Origin of the sequence: Pseudomonas siliginis (assembly GCF_024072275.1) — a bacterium.
Classification (GTDB): domain Bacteria; phylum Pseudomonadota; class Gammaproteobacteria; order Pseudomonadales; family Pseudomonadaceae; genus Aquipseudomonas; species Aquipseudomonas siliginis.
The window spans coordinates 4,551,966-4,574,075 of record NZ_CP099598.1 but is presented as its reverse complement, the minus strand read 5'-3'; the positions used below and the strand labels follow the sequence as shown (position 1 = coordinate 4,574,075).

Annotated in this window: 19 protein-coding genes and 1 pseudogene; 13 read left to right on the top strand and 7 right to left on the bottom strand. The window is 59.5% G+C overall.

Going from position 1 to position 22,110, the window contains the following annotated elements; genetic code table 11:
* Positions 1-37: 37 nt before the first annotated feature.
* Positions 38-877 (bottom strand): annotated as a pseudogene (locus tag NF676_RS27860) (HAMP domain-containing protein); the annotation flags it as partial.
* A gap of 330 nt (positions 878-1,207) precedes the next feature.
* Between NF676_RS27860 and NF676_RS21035 the strand changes: the two are divergent.
* Positions 1,208-2,695, top strand: a complete 1,488-nt coding sequence (locus NF676_RS21035; RefSeq protein WP_041480025.1) for a helicase HerA-like domain-containing protein — start codon at positions 1,208-1,210, stop codon at positions 2,693-2,695.
* A gap of 90 nt (positions 2,696-2,785) precedes the next feature.
* On the opposite strand, the gene NF676_RS21030 is transcribed toward NF676_RS21035, so the two are convergent.
* Entirely contained in the window at positions 2,786-3,241 is a 456-nt protein-coding gene (locus tag NF676_RS21030; RefSeq protein ID WP_095181464.1) for a DUF721 domain-containing protein, read from the bottom strand.
* A 309-nt stretch (positions 3,242-3,550) separates the two neighbouring features.
* On the opposite strand from NF676_RS21030, the gene secA reads away from it, so the two are divergent.
* The 4 genes from secA to NF676_RS21010 all read left to right on the top strand — a co-directional run bounded on the left by secA (position 3,551) and on the right by NF676_RS21010 (position 9,389).
* Positions 3,551-6,292: a preprotein translocase subunit SecA gene (secA, locus tag NF676_RS21025; protein WP_038861039.1), complete on the top strand. Its 2,742-nt coding sequence runs from the start codon at positions 3,551-3,553 to the stop codon at positions 6,290-6,292.
* Positions 6,293-6,414: 122 nt separating this feature from the next.
* Complete coding sequence (gene argJ, locus NF676_RS21020; RefSeq protein WP_041479803.1) at positions 6,415-7,632, top strand: bifunctional glutamate N-acetyltransferase/amino-acid acetyltransferase ArgJ; 1,218 nt, start codon at positions 6,415-6,417, stop codon at positions 7,630-7,632.
* A gap of 180 nt (positions 7,633-7,812) precedes the next feature.
* Positions 7,813-8,445: a glutathione S-transferase family protein gene (locus NF676_RS21015; RefSeq protein WP_024014096.1), complete on the top strand. Its 633-nt coding sequence runs from the start codon at positions 7,813-7,815 to the stop codon at positions 8,443-8,445.
* The gene (locus NF676_RS21010; RefSeq protein WP_252868160.1) at positions 8,442-9,389 is read left to right on the top strand and encodes a Nudix family hydrolase; all 948 of its coding nucleotides are present in this window, start codon (positions 8,442-8,444) and stop codon (positions 9,387-9,389) included. The genes NF676_RS21015 and NF676_RS21010 overlap by 4 nt, the downstream gene beginning before the upstream one ends.
* 113 nt (positions 9,390-9,502) lie before the next feature.
* On the opposite strand, the gene NF676_RS21005 is transcribed toward NF676_RS21010, so the two are convergent.
* The 3 genes from NF676_RS21005 to NF676_RS20995 are packed head-to-tail and all read right to left on the bottom strand — an operon-like array spanning position 9,503 to position 13,090.
* Positions 9,503-10,087 (bottom strand): cob(I)yrinic acid a,c-diamide adenosyltransferase, encoded by a 585-nt coding sequence (locus NF676_RS21005; RefSeq protein ID WP_150637464.1) that lies wholly within the window; start codon positions 10,085-10,087, stop codon positions 9,503-9,505.
* A 3-nt stretch (positions 10,088-10,090) separates the two neighbouring features.
* The gene (locus tag NF676_RS21000; protein WP_056787893.1) at positions 10,091-12,127 is read right to left on the bottom strand and encodes a sensor histidine kinase; all 2,037 of its coding nucleotides are present in this window, start codon (positions 12,125-12,127) and stop codon (positions 10,091-10,093) included.
* A gap of 45 nt (positions 12,128-12,172) precedes the next feature.
* A complete protein-coding gene (locus NF676_RS20995) occupies positions 12,173-13,090 on the bottom strand; it encodes a putative 2-dehydropantoate 2-reductase (protein WP_056787896.1) in 918 nt (305 codons plus the stop codon).
* Between the two features lie 139 nt (positions 13,091-13,229).
* Between NF676_RS20995 and NF676_RS20990 the strand changes: the two genes are divergently transcribed.
* Together NF676_RS20990 and NF676_RS20985 are read left to right on the top strand one after the other, a co-directional pair.
* Positions 13,230-13,715, top strand: coding sequence for a YajQ family cyclic di-GMP-binding protein (locus tag NF676_RS20990; RefSeq protein WP_016773491.1), 486 nt, complete (start codon positions 13,230-13,232; stop codon positions 13,713-13,715).
* A 151-nt stretch (positions 13,716-13,866) separates the two neighbouring features.
* The gene (locus NF676_RS20985; RefSeq protein ID WP_016773492.1) at positions 13,867-14,709 is read left to right on the top strand and encodes a mechanosensitive ion channel family protein; all 843 of its coding nucleotides are present in this window, start codon (positions 13,867-13,869) and stop codon (positions 14,707-14,709) included.
* Between the two features lie 224 nt (positions 14,710-14,933).
* Here the strand turns inward: NF676_RS20985 and NF676_RS20980 are convergent, their stop codons facing one another.
* Complete coding sequence (locus NF676_RS20980; RefSeq protein WP_016773493.1) at positions 14,934-16,271, bottom strand: OprD family porin; 1,338 nt, start codon at positions 16,269-16,271, stop codon at positions 14,934-14,936.
* Positions 16,272-17,163: 892 nt separating this feature from the next.
* On the opposite strand from NF676_RS20980, the gene NF676_RS20975 reads away from it, so the two are divergent.
* Positions 17,164-17,589, top strand: a complete 426-nt coding sequence (locus NF676_RS20975; protein ID WP_252886704.1) for an HIT family protein — start codon at positions 17,164-17,166, stop codon at positions 17,587-17,589.
* A gap of 3 nt (positions 17,590-17,592) precedes the next feature.
* A complete protein-coding gene (locus NF676_RS20970) occupies positions 17,593-17,799 on the top strand; it encodes a SlyX family protein (protein WP_041479795.1) in 207 nt (68 codons plus the stop codon).
* Positions 17,800-17,863: 64 nt separating this feature from the next.
* Here the strand turns inward: NF676_RS20970 and NF676_RS27615 are convergent, their stop codons facing one another.
* Positions 17,864-18,466 (bottom strand): cold-shock protein, encoded by a 603-nt coding sequence (locus NF676_RS27615; RefSeq protein WP_016773496.1) that lies wholly within the window; start codon positions 18,464-18,466, stop codon positions 17,864-17,866.
* A 311-nt stretch (positions 18,467-18,777) separates the two neighbouring features.
* Here NF676_RS27615 and NF676_RS20960 point away from each other — a divergent pair, with 311 nt between their 5' ends.
* The 4 genes from NF676_RS20960 (at position 18,778) to aspS (ending at position 21,994) form a co-directional block, all read left to right on the top strand.
* Positions 18,778-19,248 carry a Dps family protein gene (locus tag NF676_RS20960; protein ID WP_041479794.1) on the top strand — a complete coding sequence of 157 codons (471 nt, stop codon included), beginning with the start codon at positions 18,778-18,780 and terminating at the stop codon, positions 19,246-19,248.
* Positions 19,249-19,429: 181 nt separating this feature from the next.
* On the top strand, positions 19,430-19,768 hold the full coding sequence (locus tag NF676_RS20955) for a ribbon-helix-helix domain-containing protein (protein WP_038861040.1): 339 nt from the start codon (positions 19,430-19,432) through the stop codon (positions 19,766-19,768).
* Between the two features lie 130 nt (positions 19,769-19,898).
* Positions 19,899-20,120, top strand: a complete 222-nt coding sequence (locus NF676_RS20950; RefSeq protein WP_016773499.1) for an FmdB family zinc ribbon protein — start codon at positions 19,899-19,901, stop codon at positions 20,118-20,120.
* Between the two features lie 98 nt (positions 20,121-20,218).
* Positions 20,219-21,994 (top strand): aspartate--tRNA ligase, encoded by a 1,776-nt coding sequence (gene aspS / locus NF676_RS20945; RefSeq protein WP_041479793.1) that lies wholly within the window; start codon positions 20,219-20,221, stop codon positions 21,992-21,994.
* The last annotated feature ends 116 nt before the right edge of the window (positions 21,995-22,110 follow it).

Below are 22,110 nucleotides of genomic sequence, written 5' to 3'. Positions count from 1 at the left end.
TGAACGCGGTGCCAAGGATGCCGAATTCATCGTTATTGACGATGTTCAGGCGTTTGGTCAGGTCGCCTTCGCCGTCGGCAATGTCTTCCATGGCGCGGGTCATCACGTGCAGCGGCTGGATCAGCAGGCGGATGAGCATGCCGAGCAGGGCAATGATGATTACCACGGCAATAATGGTTGCGATTACCGCTGAGGTGCGGAATTCGCTGAGCATCGCGTAGGCCTGGTCTTTATCGATCGACAGACCGATGTACCAGTTCACCGACGGCAGGCCTTTGATCGGAGCGAAGGTGACGATGCGGGTTTTGCCGTCGACGCTCACTTCGCTGAAATCGCTGCTGATGCGCGGCGTGTCCTGCGGGTAGGCTTCTTTGAGCGACTTCATTACCAGGGCCTTGTCCGGGTGGACGAGGATCTTGCCGTCAGCGCTGATCAGAAACGCATAGCCCATGCCGTCGAAATCCCGCGCGGCGAGGGTGTCGATCAGCGATTGCAGGCTTAGGTCGCCGCCGACCACGCCGACGCTCTGCCCGGCCTTTTTCGACGCGGTGGCGATGGAAATGATCAACTGGCCGGTGGCCGCATCGATGTAGGGTTCGGTCAGGGTCGAGGTGCTGCTGCTTTCGGCACCTTTATACCAAGGGCGTACGCGCGGATCGAAACCGTCCGGCATCTTCACGTCCGGGCGGATGGTGAAGTGGCCAGTGGCATCGCCCAGGTAGGTGGCCATGAACGTCGAGGTCAGGCTTTTCTGTTCCAGCAGGCTGGCGACCGTGGCAGGTTCCGGGTTGATGGCGATGTTCTGCGCGGCGTTCTCGATCAGCAGAATGCGCCCGCTGAGCCAGGTCTGGATGTTGCCGGCGGTGACCTCGCCCATTTCATTGAGGTAGTTGTTCAGATCATCGCGGATCGCATTGCGCTGCAGCCAGTCGTTGTACAACGTGAACGAGGCAAAAGCGGCAATGACGATGAGAGCGGCGGCAAGCAAAATCTTATGGCTGAAGCGCAGGTTTTTGTTCATGGCTTGGGGTTCCGCTAAGGTCTTAATGTCCTGGGCGTGCTTTGATAGAGACGCGCACTATGGGCAAGGTTGAAAAATTGATATTTCCGGCTCTCCTTAGGGAAATGTCCGACCCGGTTTTCTGGCGGGTCTGTCCAATTTATGTATCGGCCATGTGTCATCAAAGATTAACCATTGGGTGAGAAAATGCCTGACTCCTCGCAACTCGTTATCGGCGCTGATCCGGCCGCGCAACCCATCGCTCAGGCCATGCGCCTGGCCAACCGCCACGGCCTGATCGCCGGCGCCACCGGCACCGGTAAAACCGTGACGTTGCAGCGCCTGGCCGAAGCGTTCAGCGACGCCGGTGTGGCAGTGTTCGCTGCCGACATCAAGGGCGACCTGTGCGGCCTCGGTGCTGCCGGCAACCCGCAGGGCAAAGTGGCCGAGCGCATCGCCGGCATGCCCTGGCTTGGTCACACGCCGCAGGCTTATCCCGTCACGCTGTGGGACATCCACGGTGAATCCGGTCATCCGCTGCGCACCACCCTGAGCGAAATGGGTCCGCTACTGATCGGCAGCCTGCTCGAGCTGACCGACAGTCAGCAGTCGGCGCTGTACGCGGCCTTCAAGGTGGCGGATCGCGAAGGGCTGTTGCTGCTGGATCTCAAGGATCTGAAAGCGCTGCTCAATCACCTCAAGGACAATCCACAGTTGCTCGGCGAAGACGCCGCGCTGATGACCACCGGTTCCAGCCAGGCACTGTTGCGCCGGTTGGCGACGCTGGAACAGCAGGGCGCCGAAGCCCTGTTCGGCGAGCCGGCGCTGCAACTCGAAGACATTCTGCAACCGGGCGCCGATGGCCGTGGACGTATCCATCTGCTCGATGCCAGTCGGCTGGTGCACGAGGCGCCGAAGGTTTACGCAACGTTCCTGCTGTGGCTGCTGGCCGAGTTGTTCGAGCAACTGCCCGAGCGCGGCGACGCCGACAAGCCGCTGCTGGCGCTGTTTTTCGACGAGGCGCACTTGCTGTTCGGCGACACGCCCAAAGCTCTGCAAGAACGGCTCGAGCAAGTGGTGCGTTTGATTCGTTCCAAAGGCGTTGGCGTGTATTTCGTCACCCAGTCGCCGGCGGATCTGCCGGATGACGTGCTGGCGCAGTTGGGCTTGCGTATTCAACACGGTCTGCGTGCGTTCACCGCCAAAGAGCAGAAATCCCTGCGTGCGGTTGCGGATGGCTTTCGGCCGAATCCGGCGTTCGACAGTCTGTCGGTGCTGACTGAGTTAGGTATTGGTGAGGCGCTGGTCGGCACGCTGACCGAGAAGGGCACGCCGGAAATGGTCCAGCGCGTGCTGGTGGCACCGCCGCAATCGCGGATCGGCCCGCTGACTGAAACCGAGCGCACCGTGCTGATCGCCGGCTCGCCGTTCAAGGGCCGTTATGACAAGCCGATCGATCGCGAGTCGGCCTATGAAATCCTGATGGGACGCAAAGGGCTGGCGCCCGAGGCTGAAACACCAGCGGGCAAAGCTGCGGCCGAAGAGCCGAGCCTGGCTGACCGCGCTGGCGAATTCCTCGGCACGGCGGCAGGGCAGGCGCTGAAATCGGCGATGCGCCAGGCGGCCAATAACCTTGGCAAGCAGTTGGTGCGCGGGTTGATGGGGTCGCTGCTCGGCGGCAGCAAGCGCCGCTAAAAGCAAAGATCGCAGCCTTCGGCAGCTCCTACAGTTGAAATGCATTCATTCTGTAGGAGCTGCCGAAGGCTGCGATCTTTTGATTTTGCTTCAGGCTTTCCCCTTGGCATGCGCCGCCAGCCGCTCCAGCGCCGCGCGCAATCCCGGATCGCTGATCCCGTCGGCCGTCGACTGAATCGTCTCTGCCGCACTGCTGGACAGATCCATCGAGTGCCCAACTGCCCGATGCTGCACGATCGGCGGGCGCACGCTGAATTTGATCCGCGTCAGGTTGGCGAACTCTTCGAACAGTTGCAGTTGCCGTTGCAGGCGTTTCTGCTGATAGCGCAGGCGCGTCGCCCAATGGCCGTCAGTGACCACCAGTGACAGCTCGCCTTCGCGCCACTTGGCCACGCGGCAATGCTCGCGGGCGGCCGGTTGCAGCTGGCTTTCGAGCAGACGCTGCAAATGCTCCAGGCGCTGGGCATGGCCGAGGATGGCTTTGAGCGGTTTGGCTTCACGTAACAGAACGGCGGGTGCTCTGGCCGTGAGAGGGCGAAACGCCATGATCGAACACCTGAAAGTCACAGAGGCGCCATGGTAGCAGAAAGCTGCGGAACCTCTGGCCCATTGCTTTTGTCCCTGATTTGCTCATTAAATCAACGCCTGACTTCTTTCCCCCGACGGGTTGAAGTTGAGCAAAACGCCCCTATTTTAAGTGAGCCCCGTCAAAGCGCAGTGCCAGCATCGTGGAACATCGCCACTTTCCTCACCACCGTTTCCGGGTAGAATGCTCGTTCGCATGCGGCCATGAGGGCTGCACGGGCGACTCACGGGGCCGCCCTCCATCCCTTTAGTGTGGAAGATCCTGCCGATATGTTTGCGCCTTTGTTAAAGAAACTTTTTGGAAGCAAGAACGAGCGTGAAGTCAAACGCATGCTCAAGACGGTGCAGCTCGTCAATGCCTTCGAAGAGCAAATGGTGGCCCTTTCGGACGATCAATTGCGCGCCAAGACCGCCGAGTTCAAGGCCCGTATCGCCAAAGGGGAAACCCTCGACAAGCTGTTGCCTGAAGCCTTCGCCGTAGCCCGCGAGGCCGGCAAGCGTGTGATGGGCATGCGCCACTTCGACGTGCAACTCGTCGGCGGCATGACTCTGCACGAAGGCAAGATTGCCGAAATGCGCACCGGTGAGGGCAAGACCCTCGTGGCCACCCTGGGTGTTTACCTCAACGCACTGTCCGGCAAGGGCGTGCACGTTGTGACCGTGAACGACTACCTGGCCCGCCGTGACGCCAACTGGATGCGTCCGCTGTATGAATTCCTCGGCCTGACTGTCGGCGTCGTGACGCCGTTCCAGCCGCCGGAAGAAAAGCGTGCCGCCTACGCCGCCGACATCACCTACGGCACCAACAACGAATTCGGTTTCGACTACCTGCGCGACAACATGGCGTTCAGCATGGATGAAAAATTCCAGCGCGAACTCAACTTTGCCGTGATCGACGAAGTCGACTCCATCCTCATCGACGAAGCGCGTACTCCGCTGATCATTTCCGGTCAGGCCGAGGACAGCTCCAAGCTGTACATGGAGATCAACAAACTGATCCCGCAGCTGGAACTGCACGTCGAGGAAGTCGAAGGCCAGGTCACCAAGGCCGGCCACTACACCGTTGACGAAAAGACCCGTCAGGTCGAACTCAACGAAGCCGGTCACCAGTTCATCGAAGAAATGCTCACCCGCGTCGGCCTGCTGGCCGAAGGCGAGAGCCTGTACTCGGCGCACAACCTTGGCCTGCTGACCCACGTCTACGCCGGTCTGCGTGCGCACAAGCTGTTCAATCGCAACATCGAATACATCGTGCAGGACGGTCAGGTCGTACTGGTCGACGAACACACCGGTCGTACCATGCCGGGTCGTCGTCTGTCCGAAGGCCTGCACCAGGCTATCGAAGCCAAGGAAGGTCTGAACATCCAGGCTGAGAGCCAGACCCTGGCCTCGACCACTTTCCAGAACTACTTCCGTCTGTACACCAAGCTGTCCGGCATGACCGGTACCGCCGACACCGAAGCGTTCGAATTCCACCAGATCTATGGTCTGGAAGTCATGGTCATTCCGCCGAACAAACCGTTGGCGCGTAAAGACTACAACGACCTGGTGTTCCTCACCGCCGAAGAGAAATACGCGGCGATCGTCGCGGACATCAAGGAAAGCATGGCCGCCGGTCGTCCGGTGCTGGTGGGTACCGCGACCATCGAGACGTCCGAGCACATGTCCGAATTGCTCGTCAAAGAAGGCATCGAACACAAGGTTCTCAACGCCAAGTTCCACGAAAAAGAAGCTGAGATCATCGCTCAGGCCGGTCGTCCGGGGGCTCTGACCATCGCCACCAACATGGCCGGTCGTGGTACCGACATCCTGTTGGGCGGCAACTGGGAAGTGGAAGTCGCTTCGCTGGAGAACCCGACTCCTGAGCAGATCGCGCAGATCAAGGCCGACTGGCAGAAGCGTCACCAGCAAGTGCTGGAGTCCGGCGGCTTGCAGGTAATTGCTTCCGAGCGTCACGAATCGCGCCGTATCGACAACCAGCTGCGTGGCCGTGCCGGCCGTCAGGGCGATGCCGGTTCGAGCCGCTTCTACCTGTCGCTGGAAGACAGCCTGATGCGCATCTTCGCCTCTGACCGGGTGAAGAACTTCATGAAAGCCCTGGGCATGCAGCCGGGCGAAGCGATCGAGCACCGTATGGTGACCAACGCGATCGAGAAGGCGCAGCGCAAGGTTGAAGGCCGCAACTTCGACATCCGTAAGCAACTGCTCGAGTTCGACGACGTCAACAACGAACAGCGTAAAGTGATCTATCACATGCGTAACACGTTGCTGGCCGCTGACAACATCGGTGAGACCATCGCCGACTTCCGTCAGGACGTGCTCAACGCTACCGTCAGTGCCCACATTCCGCCGCAATCGCTGCCAGAGCAGTGGGACGTGGCCGGTCTGGAAGCGTCGATCGAAAGCGATTTCGGCGTGAAACTGCCGATCCAGCAATGGCTCGACGAAGACGATCACCTGTACGAAGAAACCCTGCGCGAGAAGCTCATGACCGAGCTGATGGCGGCGTACAACGAGAAAGAAGATCAGGCCGGTGCTGAGGCGCTGCGCTCGTTCGAGAAGCAGATCGTCCTGCGCGTACTGGACGACCTGTGGAAAGACCACCTGTCGACCATGGATCACCTGCGTCACGGCATTCACCTGCGTGGCTATGCGCAGAAGAACCCGAAGCAGGAATACAAGCGCGAATCCTTCACGCTGTTCTCCGAGCTGCTGGATTCGATCAAGCGCGACTCGATCCGCGTGCTCTCGCATGTTCAGGTTCGTCGCGAAGATCCGGAAGCCGAAGAGCAACGCCTGCGTCAGGAAGCCGAAGCACTGGCGGCGCGCATGCAGTTCGAACACGCCGAAGCGCCTGGGCTGGATCAGCCGGAAGCGCTGGGTGAGGAGGTCGATGTGGCACTGGCCACCGCCGCTGCCCCGGTGCGCAACGAGCAGAAGCTGGGCCGCAACGAACTGTGCTACTGCGGTTCGGGCAAGAAATACAAGCATTGCCACGGGCAGATCCAGTAAAACCCGTTTCAATCGCTGAACACCCCGCGCCGCGACCGGCTCCTGCCGTCGCGGCGTTTTGCCATTTATCCCACCGTCCTTTCCCGTGGCGGTGCTGACATCATTGAGTAAGGAGCGCATTCATGGCTGTTGGTCTTGGTCCTTTGCCAACGTTGCACCCGGTTGCCGGTTTTGAACTCGGTATCGCCTCGGCCGGCATCAAGCGCCCGGGGCGCAAGGATGTAGTGGTGATGCGCTGTGCTGAAGGTTCGACCGTGGCTGGCGTGTTCACCCTGAACGCGTTCTGCGCCGCACCAGTGATCCTGGCGAAAAAGCGCGTGCACAATGCCGTGCGTTACTTGCTGACCAACACGGGCAATGCCAACGCCGGTACCGGCGAGCCTGGCTTGGCGGCTGCCGAGCGCACCACCGCTAAGTTGGCCGAGCTGACCGGCGTCGATGCCAGCCAGATTCTGCCGTATTCCACTGGCGTGATCGGCGAGCCGCTGCCGGTCGAGAAGATCGAAGGCGCACTGCAAGCCGCGCTGGATGATCTGTCGGAGAACAACTGGGAAGCCGCGGCCACCGGGATCATGACCACCGACACGCTGCCCAAGGGCGCCAGCCGCCAGTTCGAGCATGACGGCGTGACCATCACTGTCACCGGCATCAGCAAAGGCGCCGGCATGATTCGCCCGAACATGGCGACCATGCTGGGTTACATCGCCACCGACGCCAAAGTCTCCCGCGAGGTGCTGCACAACCTGATGCTCGACGGCGCCAACAAGTCGTTCAACCGCATCACCATCGACGGCGACACCTCGACCAACGATTGCTGCATGCTGATCGCCACTGGCAAGGCCGCTCTGCCTGAGATCACCCGCGCTGAAGGCGAGCTGTTCGCCAAGCTGAAACAAGCGGTGTTCGAAGTGTGCATGGACGTCGCCCAGGCCATCGTGCGTGACGGCGAAGGCGCGACCAAATTCGTTACCGTTGAAGTGAATGGCGGCGGCAATCATCAGGAATGCCTGGACGTCGGTTACACCGTGGCCCACTCGCCGCTGATCAAGACCGCGCTGTTCGCCTCTGACCCGAACTGGGGCCGTATCCTCGCTGCCGTGGGTCGTGCCGGCGTGCCGGATCTGGACGTGAGCAAGATCGACGTGTTCCTCGGCGACGTGTGCATCGCCAGCCGTGGCGCTCGCGCAGCGACCTACACTGAAGCCCAGGGCTCGGCAGTGATGCAGCAGGAAGAAATCACCATCCGCATCGAACTGGGCCGTGGCGATTGCAGCGAAACCATCTGGACCACCGACCTGTCGCATGAGTACGTGAAGATCAACGCTGAATACCGTACTTGATTCAAGGTGTGGGAGTGGGCTGCCGGCCTCTTCGCGGGCAAGCCCGCTCCCACAGTGATTGCGGTCGTTCACAAATGCCGTGTACACCACCAAAACCTGTGGGAGCGGGCTTGCCCGCGATGACGGACGACCAGACGCCAGACATTCTGGATTGTTTCCCTGACGAAAAGGCGCCACACCATGTCCCTGCACCTGATCATCGGCGACAAACTGCTTTCCTCCTGGTCCCTGCGTGCGGCACTGGCGCTGGACCTGACCGGCGCACCCTACAGCGAAGAGCTGATCAAGCTCGGCAAACCCGACACCCGCGAGCGCCTGCTCAAGCACTCGCCGACCGGCAAGGTGCCGCTGCTGCAAACCACCCGTGGCACCATCGCCGATTCGCTGGCCATTGCTGAGTACCTCGCTGAGCAGTTTCCGTCCGAGCAACTCTGGCCGAGCGATACCTTTGCCCGCGCCCAGGCCCGCTCGGCCTGCGCACAAATGCACAGCGGCTTCTTCGCCATGCGTAACCACATGCCGTTCAACCTGAGCCAGGACGCACCGCTGAACCCGGTGCCGCCAGAAGTGAAGGTCGATATCGAACGCATGCTCGCGCTGTGGGCCGAATGCCGCGCGGCAGCGACGGAAGAGGGGCCGTACCTGTTCGGTCGTGTCAGCCTTGCCGATGCCTTTTTCGCGCCGATCGCCGTGCGCTTGCGCACCTATCAGGTGAAGCTGCCGGCGGTCGACGAAGCTTATGTTGAAACCATCTACCAATGGCCCGCCTTCAAAGCGTGGCAAAAGGCTGGACTGGAGGAATTGAACCCGTGAAACGCGTCCACGTCGCCGCTGCCGTCATTCGTGACGGCGCCGGCAAAATCCTTATCGCCCGCCGTGCCGACACCCAGCATCAAGGCGGCTTGTGGGAATTTCCCGGTGGCAAGGTCGAGGCTGACGAATCGGTCGAATCGGCGCTGGCTCGCGAGCTGCACGAAGAGCTGGGCATCGTCGTTGACGCTGCCCGGCCGCTGATCAAGGTTCGCCACGATTACCCGGACAAACAGGTCTTGCTGGATGTCTGGGAAGTCTCGGCGTTCAGTGGCGAACCCCACGGCGCTGAAGGCCAGCCACTGGCCTGGGTCACTGCCAGGGAATTGATTGACTATGAGTTTCCGGCGGCCAATCAGCCGATCGTCGCGGCGGCGCGCTTGCCTGCCGAATACTTGATCACTCCCGAAGATCTGGAAGGCCCGGCCTTGTTGCGCGGCATCCAGAAGGCGATTGCCGGAGGCATCAAACTGATCCAGCTGCGCGCACCCAACGGCTACGACCCGAAATACCGGGATCTGGCGGTGGATGCGGTGGGCCTGTGCGCCGGCAAGGCGCAGTTGATGATCAAAGGGCCGTTCGAATGGCTCGGTGATTTCCCGTCTGCCGGATGGCACATCACCGCTGCCCAACTGCGTAAATACGCAGCGGCAGGACGTCCGTTGCCGGCTGAGCGCTGGCTCGCGGCGTCCTGTCATGACGCTGAAGAGCTGGCGCTGGCCGAGCAGATGGGCGTTGATTTCGTCACTCTGTCGCCGGTGCAGCCGACGTTGACGCACCCGGATGCGCAGCCGTTGGGGTGGGAGCAGGCACAGGCGTTGATTGACGGTTTCAGTAAACCGGTGTTTCTGCTCGGTGGAGTAGGGCCGGCGGAGCGCGAGAAGGCTTGGGGTACTGGGGCTCAGGGTGTCGCGGGGATTCGGGCGTTCTGGCCTGATCCAGTGTAAGGGCTACCGACCTCTTCGCGAGCAGGCTCGCTCCCACAGTGGATTGCATTTCTCCAGTCAGAATGCAGTCAAATGTGGGAGCGAGCCTGCTCGCGAAGGCGCCCTGACAGGCGCTACTTTCCTCCAGGTTTCGCAGCCGGCTGCCACAAAATCTCCGCCACCCCTTGCCGCCGCGCAATCAACCGCGCCACAACAAACAGCAAATCCGACAACCGATTGATATACGCCAGGCCAACCCCGGCCAACGGCTCCAGCGCATTCAAATGCTGACAGCGCCGCTCGGCACTGCGCGCCAGACTGCGGCAGACATGTGCCTGCGCAATCAACATCGAACCACCCGGCAAGATGAAGTTTTCCAGCGGCCCCAGCTCTTCATTCCACACATCAATCGCCGCTTCCAAACGCTCGATTTCAGCCTCGTTCAGTGCCTGATATTCAGGCATCGCCAGTTCGCCACCGAGGTCGAACAGGCGATGCTGACAAGGCGCCAACACTTCGATGATTTCATTCAGCGCCGGATGCACTTCGCGCTCGGCGAGCAAACCGGCGAGCAACACGCCGACCTGACTGTTCAGCGTATCGACCTCGCCGATCGCCTCGATGCGCGGGTGATCCTTGGGGACGCGACGGCCGTCACCGAGGCCGGTTTCGCCTTTGTCGCCGGTGCGGGTGTAGATCTTCGACAAGCGAAAGCCCATGGGTTACCTCGGTAGTGAATTGGTTTCGGTGGTCAATGGCGCAGGCTGCACCAGCGGTAGACGCAGCGTGAAACAGGTGCCTTGGCCGGGCGCCGACTGCACTTCCATCTGGCCTTTGTGATTGTTGGTGATGATGAAGTACGACACCGACAGACCAAGCCCCGTGCCCTGGCCGATTTCCTTGGTGGTAAAGAACGGCTCGAAAGTGCGCTTGCGCACGTTCTCGCTCATGCCGATGCCGTTGTCCTCGACCTGAATCTCGGCCCATGGCGGATTCAGCCTGGTGCGCAAAATGATCCGGCCCGGCTCGCTGTCGTCTTCGCGCTGATGAATCGCCTGCGCGGCGTTTTTCAGCAGATTGAGCAGCACCTGTTCCAGTTCGTTGGCGGTGCCCGGCACCGGACCCAGTGCCGGGTCGAACTGGCGGATGATCGCCTGGCCCTTGAAGTCGAAGCCGATGGCCAGATCGAAATCGTTGCCGGCGATCTCAACGGCCTGATCGATCAGCGCCGGTAGATCGCACGGCGCCATTTGCCGGGTGCTGCGGCGGCTGAAGCTGAGCATGTGCGTGACGATTTTCGCTGCGCGGGCGCCGGCCTGTTGAATGCCGTCGAGCAGTTGCGGGACTTCGCGGCCTTGCAGGTAGCGGTTCACAGTGTCCAGTTCGATGCCCATTTGTTCGGCAGTCTCGATGTTCTTCGGCAGATCCGCCGACAGACGCCGGCGAATGTTCTGCACGTTGTGCAGGATCGCGCCGAGCGGGTTGTTGATTTCATGGGCCATGCCGGCCGCGAGGCCACCGACCGAGAGCATCTTCTCCGACTGCACCATCATTTCTTCCAGCGACAGACGCTGAGTGATGTCGTCGATACGGATCACCACGCCACGCCCGGCACCGCCCATCAGTGGGTAAAACGTCAGCGCGTAATGCTTGGGTTCATCGTCCTTGAACCAGGTCACCCGATCGACTTTAGCCACGGTGTGCTGTTCGACAGTGGCCTTGAGCTGCGGCAAAAACGGTTTCAGCGGTTCGAAGGCGAGGAAGATCGGTTGGTTCAAAGCCTCATCCAGGCGCGTGCCGGAGAGGGCGCTGGCTTCCTGATTCCATTGAGTGACGTAAAGCTGCTCGTCGAGAGCGATGAGCGCCGACGGCATCGAGTCGATGATGCTGTTGAGGTAATTCTGGAAGCCGGTGAGCTTCTTCTCGATCTTGCTGCGCACCTGGACTTCGAGTTCCAGTTTGCGGTTGGTGTGGCGGGTTTCCTCGGCCAGCCCCTGCGCCTGATCGTAGGCGGCCTGCGAGTCGTCGCGGGCGCGTTTCAATTGCTGCTCGCGGGCTTCGATGCGCGAAAGCATGGTGTTGAACGCCTCGGCCAGACTGCCGATTTCGTCGTGGTTGCCGCGCGCGGCGCGCAGGGCGTAGTTCTCTTCGCGGGTGACCTGCCGGGACAATTCCTCCAGCTGATGAATCGGCCGGGTAATCAGGCGCTTGATCTGCCGGGCGATGACCAGCCACAGCAAGACGCTGAAGATCAGGATGCCGAGGCTGGCGGTCAGGGTGCCGGTGTAGAACGCCATCGGCAGTTCGCTGCTGGCCACCAGCAACAGATGCCCAGGTGCGGCGCCGGGGCGGGGCAGGGTGATCAGTTGATTGCTGCGAAACTCGGTGAGTTGCCAGGCTTCGACATGGCGGTAGCGCTCGGGGAGGCTGAGTTTTTCGCCGCGCTGCACTTGCGCCAGGCGTTCACCCTTGCCGTCATACAGGGCGGCGGCGCGCAGCGGTGAATAACTGTCGAGTTCCTTGAGCAGGCGCTCGGCGCTGCGCGGCGACTCCAGCGCATCGCTGACCAGACTCGGATTGGCGATCAGCCGGCCGATGGTCTGCAGGGCTTGTGGCGCCATGCTTTCCTGAGAAATGTAGTAGGCGGCGCTGATAAAGGTCAGGTTGGCGACGAGCAGAACCGTGGTCAACAACACCAGCAGGGCGGCCAGCAGTTTCTGGCCGACCGGCAGGTTTTCAAGGCGCTGGCGCAATGGCATCAGGTTTATCGCAGCAGGGGAACAAGTCGTCAGCCTAGCGGCTGCTCAGTCGCTGGGCAATCCACGCTTGTGCAGATGAGCGATCAGGCGTTGCTGCAACTGCTGCAGATGCGGCAGGTTCAACTGATGGCGCTCGGCAACTTTGCAGGCGTGGCCCAACAGATAGCTGATCTCGGTGCGGCGCTGGTTGGCGACGTCCTGATACATCGAAGAGTAATTGGCGGCGGTGGCGTGGATCACTCGTTCGACTTCCGCTTGCAGATTGTCCGCCGCAGCGGGTTGGCCGCAGCGTTCGAGCAGTTCGGTCAATTCGGCACAGAGTGTGGCAACTTCGCAGTGATGCTCGCTCAGCCCGCCGTTGCGGCAATCGTGGAGCACGGTCAGCGGGTTGATCGCGCAGTTCAGCGCCAGTTTGCGCCACAGTCGGGTGAGGATGTCAGCGCTCCATTCATGGGGAATGTTCGCCGCTTGCAGATCGTCCAGCCAGACCGGCGCCAGCGGATTTGCCGCATCGCCCAGCCAGTTGAAACCGTGACCGGCAAACACCACGCGCCAATCGCCATCGCGGAACGCGCCCTCGGTGCTGGACGCGCTGATGCAGCGCGCTTGCGGTACCCGCGCGGCCACGGCGTCCTGACTGCCAAGGCCGTTTTGCAGGAGGATCAGTTCGGCGTCCGGAGCGAGGCGTGAAGCGAGGCGGGCGACGGCCTCTTCGGCGTCATAGGCCTTGCACGCGACCAGTAAACGGCGAATTGGCTCGGGGCTGTCCGGGGTTTCGCCGGGAACTGCATAGGTATGAGCTTGTCCGTTTTCTACCAGGGTCAAGCCGCCCACTGCCTCGTAGCTGTGCAAGCGCGCGGCATCGCGCAGGATCAGTTGCACAGGCAAGCCGGCCCGGGCCAGACGTGTCGCCCAGAGTGTGCCGAGGCTGCCGGCGCCGAGTACATGCCAGGTGGTCGACATCAGTTTTTTGCTCGATTGCTTGCAGGCATGTGAGGCTCGCCGTATCGGTAGGAAAAGACCCGTTATAATGAGCCCGATTTTAACCGCAAGCCAAGCGCGCTCCATCCACATCGAGCGCGCCTTTTATTGGAGAGATTACATGCCGTCGTTCGACGTGGTATCCGAACTGGACAAACACGAACTCACCAACGCGGTCGAGAACGCCGTGAAGGAACTCGATCGTCGTTATGACCTGAAAGGCAAGGGCAGCTTCGAGTTCAAGGAAAAAGACCTGACCGTCAGCCTCACCGCCGAAGCTGCTTTCCAGCTCGAAGCGATGATCGAAATCCTCAAGCTGGCGCTGACCAAGCGCAAGATCGACGTGCAGTGCCTTGAGGTCAAGGATGCTTACGCTTCGGGCAAACTGATGAAGCAGGACGCCATCCTCAAGGAAGGCATCGACAAAGAGCTGGCAAAGAAAATCGTCGGCCACATCAAGGAAGCCAAGCTCAAGGTCCAGGCCGCCATTCAGGGCGAGCAGGTGCGTGTCACTGGCAAGAAGCGCGACGATTTGCAGGAAGCCATCGCGGCCCTGCGTGCCAAGGAATTCGGCATGCCGCTGCAGTTCAACAACTTCCGCGACTAAGCTTGTTTTGTGACTGTGTGGGAGCGAGCCTGCTCGCGAATGCAATGTGTCAGTCAATTTATTGCTGAATGACACAACGCTTTCGCGAGCAGGCTCGCTCCCACAGTTGTTTTGAATACACCCCGGGAAGCCGGAAATCAGGAGATAGAACATGGATTTGAATGCTGAAGTGGACCACCTGGTCAAGGCGTCCCAGGCGTGGATCCCGATGATCATGGAATACGGCAGCCGCGTACTGCTGGCAGTGATTACCTTGGCCATCGGCTGGTGGCTGATCAACAAGGTCACGCAAAAACTCGGCGGTCTGCTGGCTCTGCGCAATGCCGACCTCGCGCTGCAAGGCTTTATCAGCAGCTTGGCCAATATCATTCTCAAGGTGCTGCTGATTGTCAGCGTCGCGTCGATGATCGGCGTCGAAACCACCTCGTTCGTCGCGGCTATCGGTGCTGCGGGTCTGGCGATCGGTCTGGCCTTGCAGGGCAGCCTGGCGAACTTCGCTGGCGGCGTACTGATTCTGCTGTTCCGCCCGTTCCGCATCGGTGACTGGATCGAAGCCCAGGGCGTGGCGGGTACCGTCGACAGCATCCAGATTTTCCACACCGTGCTGCGTACCGGCGACAACAAGACCATCATCCTGCCCAACGGCAACCTGTCGAACGGCATCATCACCAACACCAACCGTCAGCCAACCCGCAAAGTCGTGTTTGATGTCGGAGTGGATTACGAAGCGGATCTGCAGAAGGCCCGTCAGGTATTGCTGGATCTGGCCAAGGATCCCCGCGTCATGCAGGACCCGGAGCCACAGGCAGTGATTTCGACATTGGGCGACAGTTCGATCACTGTATCCCTGCGCGTATGGGTTAAAACTGCGGACTATTGGGACGTGATGTTCATGTTCAATGAACAGGCGCGTGATCGTTTGAAGGCTGCGGGCATTGATATTCCATTTCCGCAGAGGGTTATACGTGTAGTGCAGGAATCTGCCACGCAGTAAGCGTCTTTGAAGTTGGCTTGGCAGTCAGCAACTAATATAGAACCCGAGCAGTGTGCACACTCTCGGGTTTTTTATCGGCGCGATGAAACTATGCTGGCTAATAAGTAGCTAGCTAATGTTTGTCTTTTTGGTTAGTTATTCATCCATAAAAAAACCGCCCACCTGATTCAGGCGAGCGGTTTTGTTAGAGCAGAGCTCTACAGTACGTCAGCTTCGCATCCTTATTAGAGGATGTTCAGTGGGTACTCGATGATCAGACGGGTGTCGTTGTTATCAGACGAGTAACCGCTGTAGGCACCGTTGGAGCGGTACATGGCGTAACGCAGACGGAACGACAGGTCTTTGGCCGGACCTTCCTGAACCACGTACTTGGACTCGGCGTTCCACTCGTTCTCTTTACCTTCACCCAGACCGTTGGTGGTGATGTGGTCACCCATTACGTAACGGGTCATGAAGCTCAGGCCAGGTACGCCGTAAGTTTTCATGTTCAGGTCGTAGCGAGCTTGCCAAGAGCGCTCGTCGCGGCCCACGAAGTCGGAGATCTGAATGGAGTTGGCGACGAAAATGGTGCTGTTGCCGTCAACGCCGTAGTAGTAAGCGTTGTCACCGCTGGAACGCTGGTGAGCGAGGGTGAATTTGTGAGCACCGATGCTGTACGCAGCAGCCAGGGACCACAGGTTGTTGTCTACACCGGTGGTGCCATCGCCAATTGCGTCAACCAGATCACCGCGGCTGTCGCCTTTGGTGTGGTAGCCGTTGAAGTCGAAGTTCAGCGACTGCTCGTCGTTGATCGGCAAGGTGTAGTTGAGGTTGACGTAGTACTTCTTGAAGTAGTCGTCAGCGTCGGAAGCCGCCAGTGCACCGGTGAAATTGTCGGTGAACGAGTAGCTGGCGCCAAAAATGTTGATGCTGGTCAGGCCTTTGCCGCCATTGCCATCTTCATCCGGCAGACCACCGATGCTGTCGCGGCCCATGCCGGTTTGCTTGCTGAGGGCGGTGAAGCGACCTGCGCTCAGTTCCAGACCTTTGATCTCTTTGGAAGTGATCAGGGTACCGGTGGCGACTTCTGGCAGCAGACGGCTGTCGTCAGTGGCGAAAACCGGGCTGGCAACGAATTGCTGACCGTATTTCAGAACGGTGTCGGATACACGGAATTTGACTGCGCCGCCGACCTTGCCCTGGGATTTCTCAGGGTTGCCATCGCTGTCGTTGGCGAACAAACCGTTACCACGACGACCCGAACCGCCGTCCAGTTTTACCGAACCCATGGCCATGGCGTCGAGACCGAAGCCTACGGTGCCTTGAGTGAAGCCCGACTCGTAAGTCAGCAGTTGGCTGAGACCGCTATCCTGGCGATAGCCACTTTTGAAAGTGCCGTCACCGTTGGAAACGTTGCCCGCGCCATTTTTGTAGTCGCGGTTCATGTATTCGAAACGAGTCTTCAGTTTCAGGCTCTGATCTTCCAGGAAACCTTTGGCTTCATCTTGAGAAGACGCCATTGCGAACTGCGAGGTGCCTGCTGCAACAGCCAGGGCGATCATGCTCCACTTCATCACGCGCATCGTGATTTGCTCCTTTGGTTTTTAGAAGAGTACTGCCGTCCCACCTGTTTTATTATCTGGGCGGCTCTTTCTTTTTGTGTCGGCGCAAACTTATATCACGCCGACATTGTTGGCGATACTTGCGAAATCAACCTTTCAGCTTCTTTACGGCGTTGTCGCAAAAGGAGCGCTGGATGTCGCAAATTCACAGTACCGATGCAGCCGGACTGACAACTTTATCGCTGTTTCCGGGCCTTTTTTGCATCGCTAAAAAAGAGTCCCTGGCAAAACACTTGAATCTCCATCGGGCAACCCTGCCACTGTTTTTATTGGCTTCAAGCGACCACTTCCAGTGGTGCGCTTATAGTCCATACGGTTACTAATGCAACAAGCGTGCACAAACCGCGAAAACGCTGCGGTTATTTTTCTGTGGGCCGCTCGCAGATGTGAAAACCGTGTGAAAACGGGGCTCCGGAGCCTTTTTTGCTGCGGGCTTGACGAGGTTCTCCCAATGGTGTTGCAGCGCACCCAGGGTGCGCAGGACAGCAAAAAACGTTACCGGTTCACCCCTTACTGAGTATTTAGCGGATGCCCGACCCAGTGAGCGTAGTCGTGTTGTGCAGTTTTGGTGCAAAAAAATCATGAATCCAGCCTTGGCCAATCTGGCGGCGACTGACCTGAGGTACGGCAGATCAAGGATTTTCGTGCAGCTCTTCACGTCAAGGCTCATATCGGGGCCTGTGTTGGTGCGCGGCCGGGATAAATGTTTCATGTCGGAGCGCCTGGCGATTTACTGCCGGCAGCGGCGTGAAGCTCGCTGCATTCGCAGGTATGCTGCCGTTCTGTCGCTTGGCGCGCTGCTTCGAATGGGCCGCCGCTAAGCTGAGTTAGAGGATCAGCGGGAGTGCTCACAGTGTTTGCTTTGGATTCACGACTTCAACAGGACGCCCTGGTCATCGGCGACTTTCCGTTGTGCCGGCTGTTGCTGTCCAACGACAGCAATTACCCTTGGTTCATACTGGTACCTCGTCGCGAGGATATAAGCGAGTTGTTTCAGTTGGATGTCGCCGATCAGCAACAGCTATGGCGAGAAACCACCACCCTTGCCGAGTTACTCAAGGATTCGTTCGACGCCGACAAGCTGAACGTGGCAACCCTGGGTAACGTTGTCAGCCAGTTACATATGCATGTGATCGTGCGTAAGCGTGACGATGTCGCCTGGCCGGCTCCGGTCTGGGGCAGGCACCCGGCCAAGCCGTACAGCGCGGAACAGGTAGCAGCCATTCGCGAGCGCTTGCGTCTGGTGCTGACCGATGAATTCACTTTTTTGGAGGGCTGAGTCATGAGCCTTGAAGGACGCGTTACCGATCTGGAAAGCCGTTTGGCCTTTCAGGATGACACCATTCAGGCATTGAACGATGTGCTGGTGGCGCAGCAGAAGGTCATCGAGCGCTTGCAATTGCAGATGGAAGCGCTGATCAAGCGTCACGAAGAGATGGTCGGGCAGTTCGGTGCTTTTGAGGAAGATGCACCGCCGCCGCATTATTGAGCCATTCGGCAGGCATAAAAAAACCGCGAACAGACAGGCTGTTCGCGGTTTTTTTTGCTTTGGATCAGCGACGCGGCAGGGCGGCGATCACGTCCTCGGCTTGCAGGCCTTTGTCGCGGTTCATCACCGAGAACTCGACGCGCTGGCCTTCGACCAGAACACGGTGGCCTTCGCCACGAATGGCGCGAAAGTGCACGAAAATATCATCGCCGGAGTCCCGGGAGATAAACCCGAAACCCTTGGAAGTGTTGAACCACTTCACGGTGCCGGTATCGCGATTGCTCATGTCATAGGTAGTCGGCGCAGCGGCCGGTGACGATTTGTAGAAGCTCACGGCCAGATGCAGCAGCACGGCAACCAGGGCGATCACCAGGCTGAACAACACCGCCGGCTGGCCAGCGATGACCGGCATCGGCGCGATCAGGGTCAAAGTTTGCAGGACGACAGTCAGTACCAGAAGGGCGCTGACCAGATTTTGCAGATGCTGGCGCGGGCCTTTGTTCCAGTAAGGAATCACTGGAGCGATGACCAGGTTCAACAGGCCGAAAAAGGCCAGGTAAAGTGCATCGGGCTGTTGCAGGTAAGGAACGGCTTCGGCTTTCAGGCTGGGTATGAACGACAGCAGCAAGGCTGCTGCGCCCATTAGCAGGTGGACGATTTTCAACATTTTGATTGGCTCACGTTATGACGGCTCACAAGGAAGAGCTGAAGGCGCACGGTTCGCTTCAGGACAAAATAAGAGGCGGTGGACACGTACACGGCATCAGCCTATGCGCAACACCCCGGAAAATAGGGCATGGCGACACACTGCCTATTTAACAGCAAAGCCTGCGGCTACTCAAATCAGCCCGGCCAGCGGCAGAGAAACGGTCGATTTGTCGCAGTCTGACCACGGATTCATAGCTGCGAGCCGGCTCTTGCCTTGCTACAGTGGGACCGAACCTGCTGGATGAATTCAATCACTGTTAGGGGGCAAGCATGGCAATTGATATCGGTATCAGTGAAGAAGACCGCAAATCCATCGTCGAAGGGCTGTCGCGACTGCTGTCGGACACCTACGTGCTGTATCTGAAAACCCATAACTTCCACTGGAACGTCACTGGCCCGATGTTTCGCACGTTGCACCTGATGTTCGAAGAGCAATACAACGAGCTGGCGCTGGCCGTCGATTTGATCGCCGAGCGTATCCGTGCGTTGGGCTTCCCGGCGCCGGGTGCCTACGCGACCTACGCGCGTCTTTCTTCTATTAAAGAAGAAGTCGGTGTGCCGAGCGCCGAAGACATGATCAAGCAACTGGTCGAAGGCCAGGAAGCGGTGACCCGTACCGCGCGCGGCATTTTCCCGCTGCTGGACAAGGTCAGCGACGAGCCGACCGCTGACCTGCTGACCCAACGCATGCAAGTGCACGAGAAAACTGCGTGGATGCTGCGCGCACTGCTCGAGGAATGATCCAGACGCGGCGGACGGCGTGAGGTCGTCCGCATGCTCTCCAGACTCTTACCGTTGTCGTTGGCTTATCCTACGAGGCTGGTCAACAAGTCGTATGGCGCGAACTTTGTCACTGGGTTTTTATGAAGGCGCAGGATGTTGCCTTATAAATCAGCAGTCATGGCAAAGGAGTGTCAACGCTATGGTAGAAGGAGACAGGCGAAGCGACAGGATGTCGGCTTCGCGGCATGTAATAAAGGTCGATCCGTTTGTCAGCGAGTTCGACATGAATCTGATCCGGCCGCTGTCGCGGTCGATTCGCCTCAATGGTTTTGCGACCTGCCTGCGACTCGAGCAGGTCTACTGGAACATCCTCGGCGGCATGGCCGAGGACAATCATTGTTCGGTCAGCACACTGTTATCCCACGTCGATCGTGAGGTGCATCTGCGTTACGGCGGGGTGAAGAATTTCAGTGCGCTGGTACGGGTGGTTTGTGTCATGAACGGGATCAAAGACCTCGCACCCGCAGTTTCGCGCTGAAACGGCGGTTGCAACGAGGTTGCGGGCCGTGCAGCGTTACGGCTGCACAGCCCGCATTTAATCGATATAATCCCGCGCTTTCGCCGCAAAGCCCTGCGCGCGGCAGCAATCTGATCGCCGAGACACCTCCATGCCAATGTACGATTACCAATGTGCTTCCTGTGGTCATCAGTTGGAAGCCATTCAGAAGATCAGCGACGCACCGTTGGTCGATTGCCCTGCCTGCCAGGCGCCCGAACTGAAGAAGCAGCTGTCCATGCCGGGTTTTCGCCTCAGCGGCAACGGTTGGTACGAGACCGACTTCAAGACCGGAGCCAAGAAGAATCTGGCCGGTGGCGACAAAGCTGACTAGGGTTCAAACCCTGAACGAACGACACGCGTGAGTTTCCGCCCTGCTTGATGGCGGCGGGATCTCCACCGAATTTCGAATTACGAGAAGCGAACCACACCATGATGCGCAGCCACTATTGCGGCCAACTGAACGAAAGCCTGGAAGGCCAGGAAATTACCCTTTGCGGATGGGTTCACCGTCGCCGCGACCACGGCGGGGTGATTTTCCTCGATATCCGTGATCGTGATGGTCTGGCTCAGGTGGTGTTCGACCCGGATCGCGCCGAGAGCTTCGCCGCCGCCGACCGCGTGCGCAGCGAATACGTCGTGAAGATCACCGGCAAGGTGCGTCTGCGTCCGGCCGGCGCGACCAACGCCAACATGGCCTCGGGCATGATCGAAGTGCTGGGTTATGAACTGGAAGTGCTGAACGAGTCGGAAACCCCGCCGTTCCCGCTCAACGAGTTTTCCGACGTTGGCGAGGAAACCCGCCTGCGCTATCGCTTCCTCGACCTGCGTCGTCCGGAAATGGCCGAGAAGCTGCGTCTGCGTTCGCGCATGACCACCAGCATCCGTCGCTTCCTCGACGAGAACGGCTTCCTCGACGTCGAAACGCCGATCCTGACCCGGGCCACTCCGGAAGGTGCGCGTGACTATCTGGTGCCGAGCCGTACCCACGCCGGTTCGTTCTTCGCCCTCCCGCAATCGCCGCAGCTGTTCAAGCAACTGCTGATGGTGGCCGGCTTCGACCGTTACTACCAGATCGCCAAGTGCTTCCGTGACGAAGACCTGCGTGCCGACCGTCAGCCGGAATTCACCCAGATCGACATCGAGACCAGCTTCCTCGATGAAAAAGAGATCATGGGCCTGACCGAGCAGATGATCCGCAACCTGTTCAAGGAAGTGCTGAACCTGGAGTTCGGCGAATTCCCGCACATGACCTTCGAAGAAGCCATGCGCCGCTACGGTTCGGACAAGCCGGACCTGCGTATTCCGCTGGAACTGGTTGACGTTGCCGACCAGTTGAAAGAGGTCGACTTCAAGGTGTTCAGCGGCCCGGCCAACGATCCGAAGTGCCGCATCGCCGCACTGCGTGTTCCAGGCGGGGCGAGCATGCCGCGCAAGCAGATCGACGACTACACCAAGTTCGTCGGCATCTACGGTGCCAAGGGCCTGGCGTACATCAAGGTCAACGAGCGTGCCGCCGGTGTTGAAGGTCTGCAATCGCCGATCGTGAAGAACATCCCGGAAGACAAGCTCAACGTGATCCTCGATCGCGTTGGCGCAGTCGATGGCGATATCGTGTTCTTCGGTGCCGACAAGGCCAAGATCGTCAGCGAAGCCCTGGGCGCGCTGCGTATCAAACTCGGTCACGACCTGAAGCTGCTGACCTGCGAGTGGGCGCCAATGTGGGTCGTCGACTTCCCGATGTTCGAAGAGAACGACGACGGCAGCTTCTCGGCGCTGCACCACCCGTTCACTGCACCGAAGTGCACCCCGCAGGAGCTCGAAGCCAACCCGGCCGGCGCACTGTCCCGTGCGTACGACATGGTCTTGAACGGCACCGAGCTGGGCGGCGGTTCGATCCGTATCCATCGCAAGGAAATGCAGCAAGCGGTATTCCGCCTGCTGGGCATCAACGAAGCGGAACAGGAAGAGAAGTTCGGCTTCCTGCTCGACGCGCTGAAGTACGGCGCACCGCCGCACGGTGGTCTGGCCTTCGGTCTGGACCGTCTGGTGATGCTGATGACCGGCGCCCAGTCGATCCGTGAAGTGATCGCCTTCCCGAAAACCCAGAGTGCTGCCGACGTGATGACGCAGGCTCCGGGCGTAGTGGATGCCAAGGCATTGCGCGAGCTGCACATTCGCCTGCGCGAAACGCCAAAGGCTGAGTAAGACGGGCCTGAAGGCGCATCTTCGGATGCGCCTTTTTTCTTTCTCAGGTCGAATTTTTCAATTGCCGGCCGCTGCCTCGGCGGGGCGGGCAAGGTTTCAAAGAGCATTCGGAGCAA

Coding starts and splice junctions, on each gene's coding strand:
- NF676_RS21035 (WP_041480025.1), top strand. CDS start 1,208: ATGCCTGACTCCTCGCAACTCGTTATCGGCGCTGATCCGGCCGCGCAA.
- NF676_RS21030 (WP_095181464.1), bottom strand. CDS start 3,241: ATGGCGTTTCGCCCTCTCACGGCCAGAGCACCCGCCGTTCTGTTACGT.
- secA (WP_038861039.1), top strand. CDS start 3,551: ATGTTTGCGCCTTTGTTAAAGAAACTTTTTGGAAGCAAGAACGAGCGT.
- argJ (WP_041479803.1), top strand. CDS start 6,415: ATGGCTGTTGGTCTTGGTCCTTTGCCAACGTTGCACCCGGTTGCCGGT.
- NF676_RS21015 (WP_024014096.1), top strand. CDS start 7,813: ATGTCCCTGCACCTGATCATCGGCGACAAACTGCTTTCCTCCTGGTCC.
- NF676_RS21005 (WP_150637464.1), bottom strand. CDS start 10,087: ATGGGCTTTCGCTTGTCGAAGATCTACACCCGCACCGGCGACAAAGGC.
- NF676_RS21000 (WP_056787893.1), bottom strand. CDS start 12,127: ATGCCATTGCGCCAGCGCCTTGAAAACCTGCCGGTCGGCCAGAAACTG.
- NF676_RS20995 (WP_056787896.1), bottom strand. CDS start 13,090: ATGTCGACCACCTGGCATGTACTCGGCGCCGGCAGCCTCGGCACACTC.
- NF676_RS20990 (WP_016773491.1), top strand. CDS start 13,230: ATGCCGTCGTTCGACGTGGTATCCGAACTGGACAAACACGAACTCACC.
- NF676_RS20985 (WP_016773492.1), top strand. CDS start 13,867: ATGGATTTGAATGCTGAAGTGGACCACCTGGTCAAGGCGTCCCAGGCG.
- NF676_RS20980 (WP_016773493.1), bottom strand. CDS start 16,271: ATGCGCGTGATGAAGTGGAGCATGATCGCCCTGGCTGTTGCAGCAGGC.
- NF676_RS20970 (WP_041479795.1), top strand. CDS start 17,593: ATGAGCCTTGAAGGACGCGTTACCGATCTGGAAAGCCGTTTGGCCTTT.
- NF676_RS27615 (WP_016773496.1), bottom strand. CDS start 18,466: ATGTTGAAAATCGTCCACCTGCTAATGGGCGCAGCAGCCTTGCTGCTG.
- NF676_RS20960 (WP_041479794.1), top strand. CDS start 18,778: ATGGCAATTGATATCGGTATCAGTGAAGAAGACCGCAAATCCATCGTC.
- NF676_RS20955 (WP_038861040.1), top strand. CDS start 19,430: ATGGTAGAAGGAGACAGGCGAAGCGACAGGATGTCGGCTTCGCGGCAT.
- NF676_RS20950 (WP_016773499.1), top strand. CDS start 19,899: ATGCCAATGTACGATTACCAATGTGCTTCCTGTGGTCATCAGTTGGAA.
- aspS (WP_041479793.1), top strand. CDS start 20,219: ATGATGCGCAGCCACTATTGCGGCCAACTGAACGAAAGCCTGGAAGGC.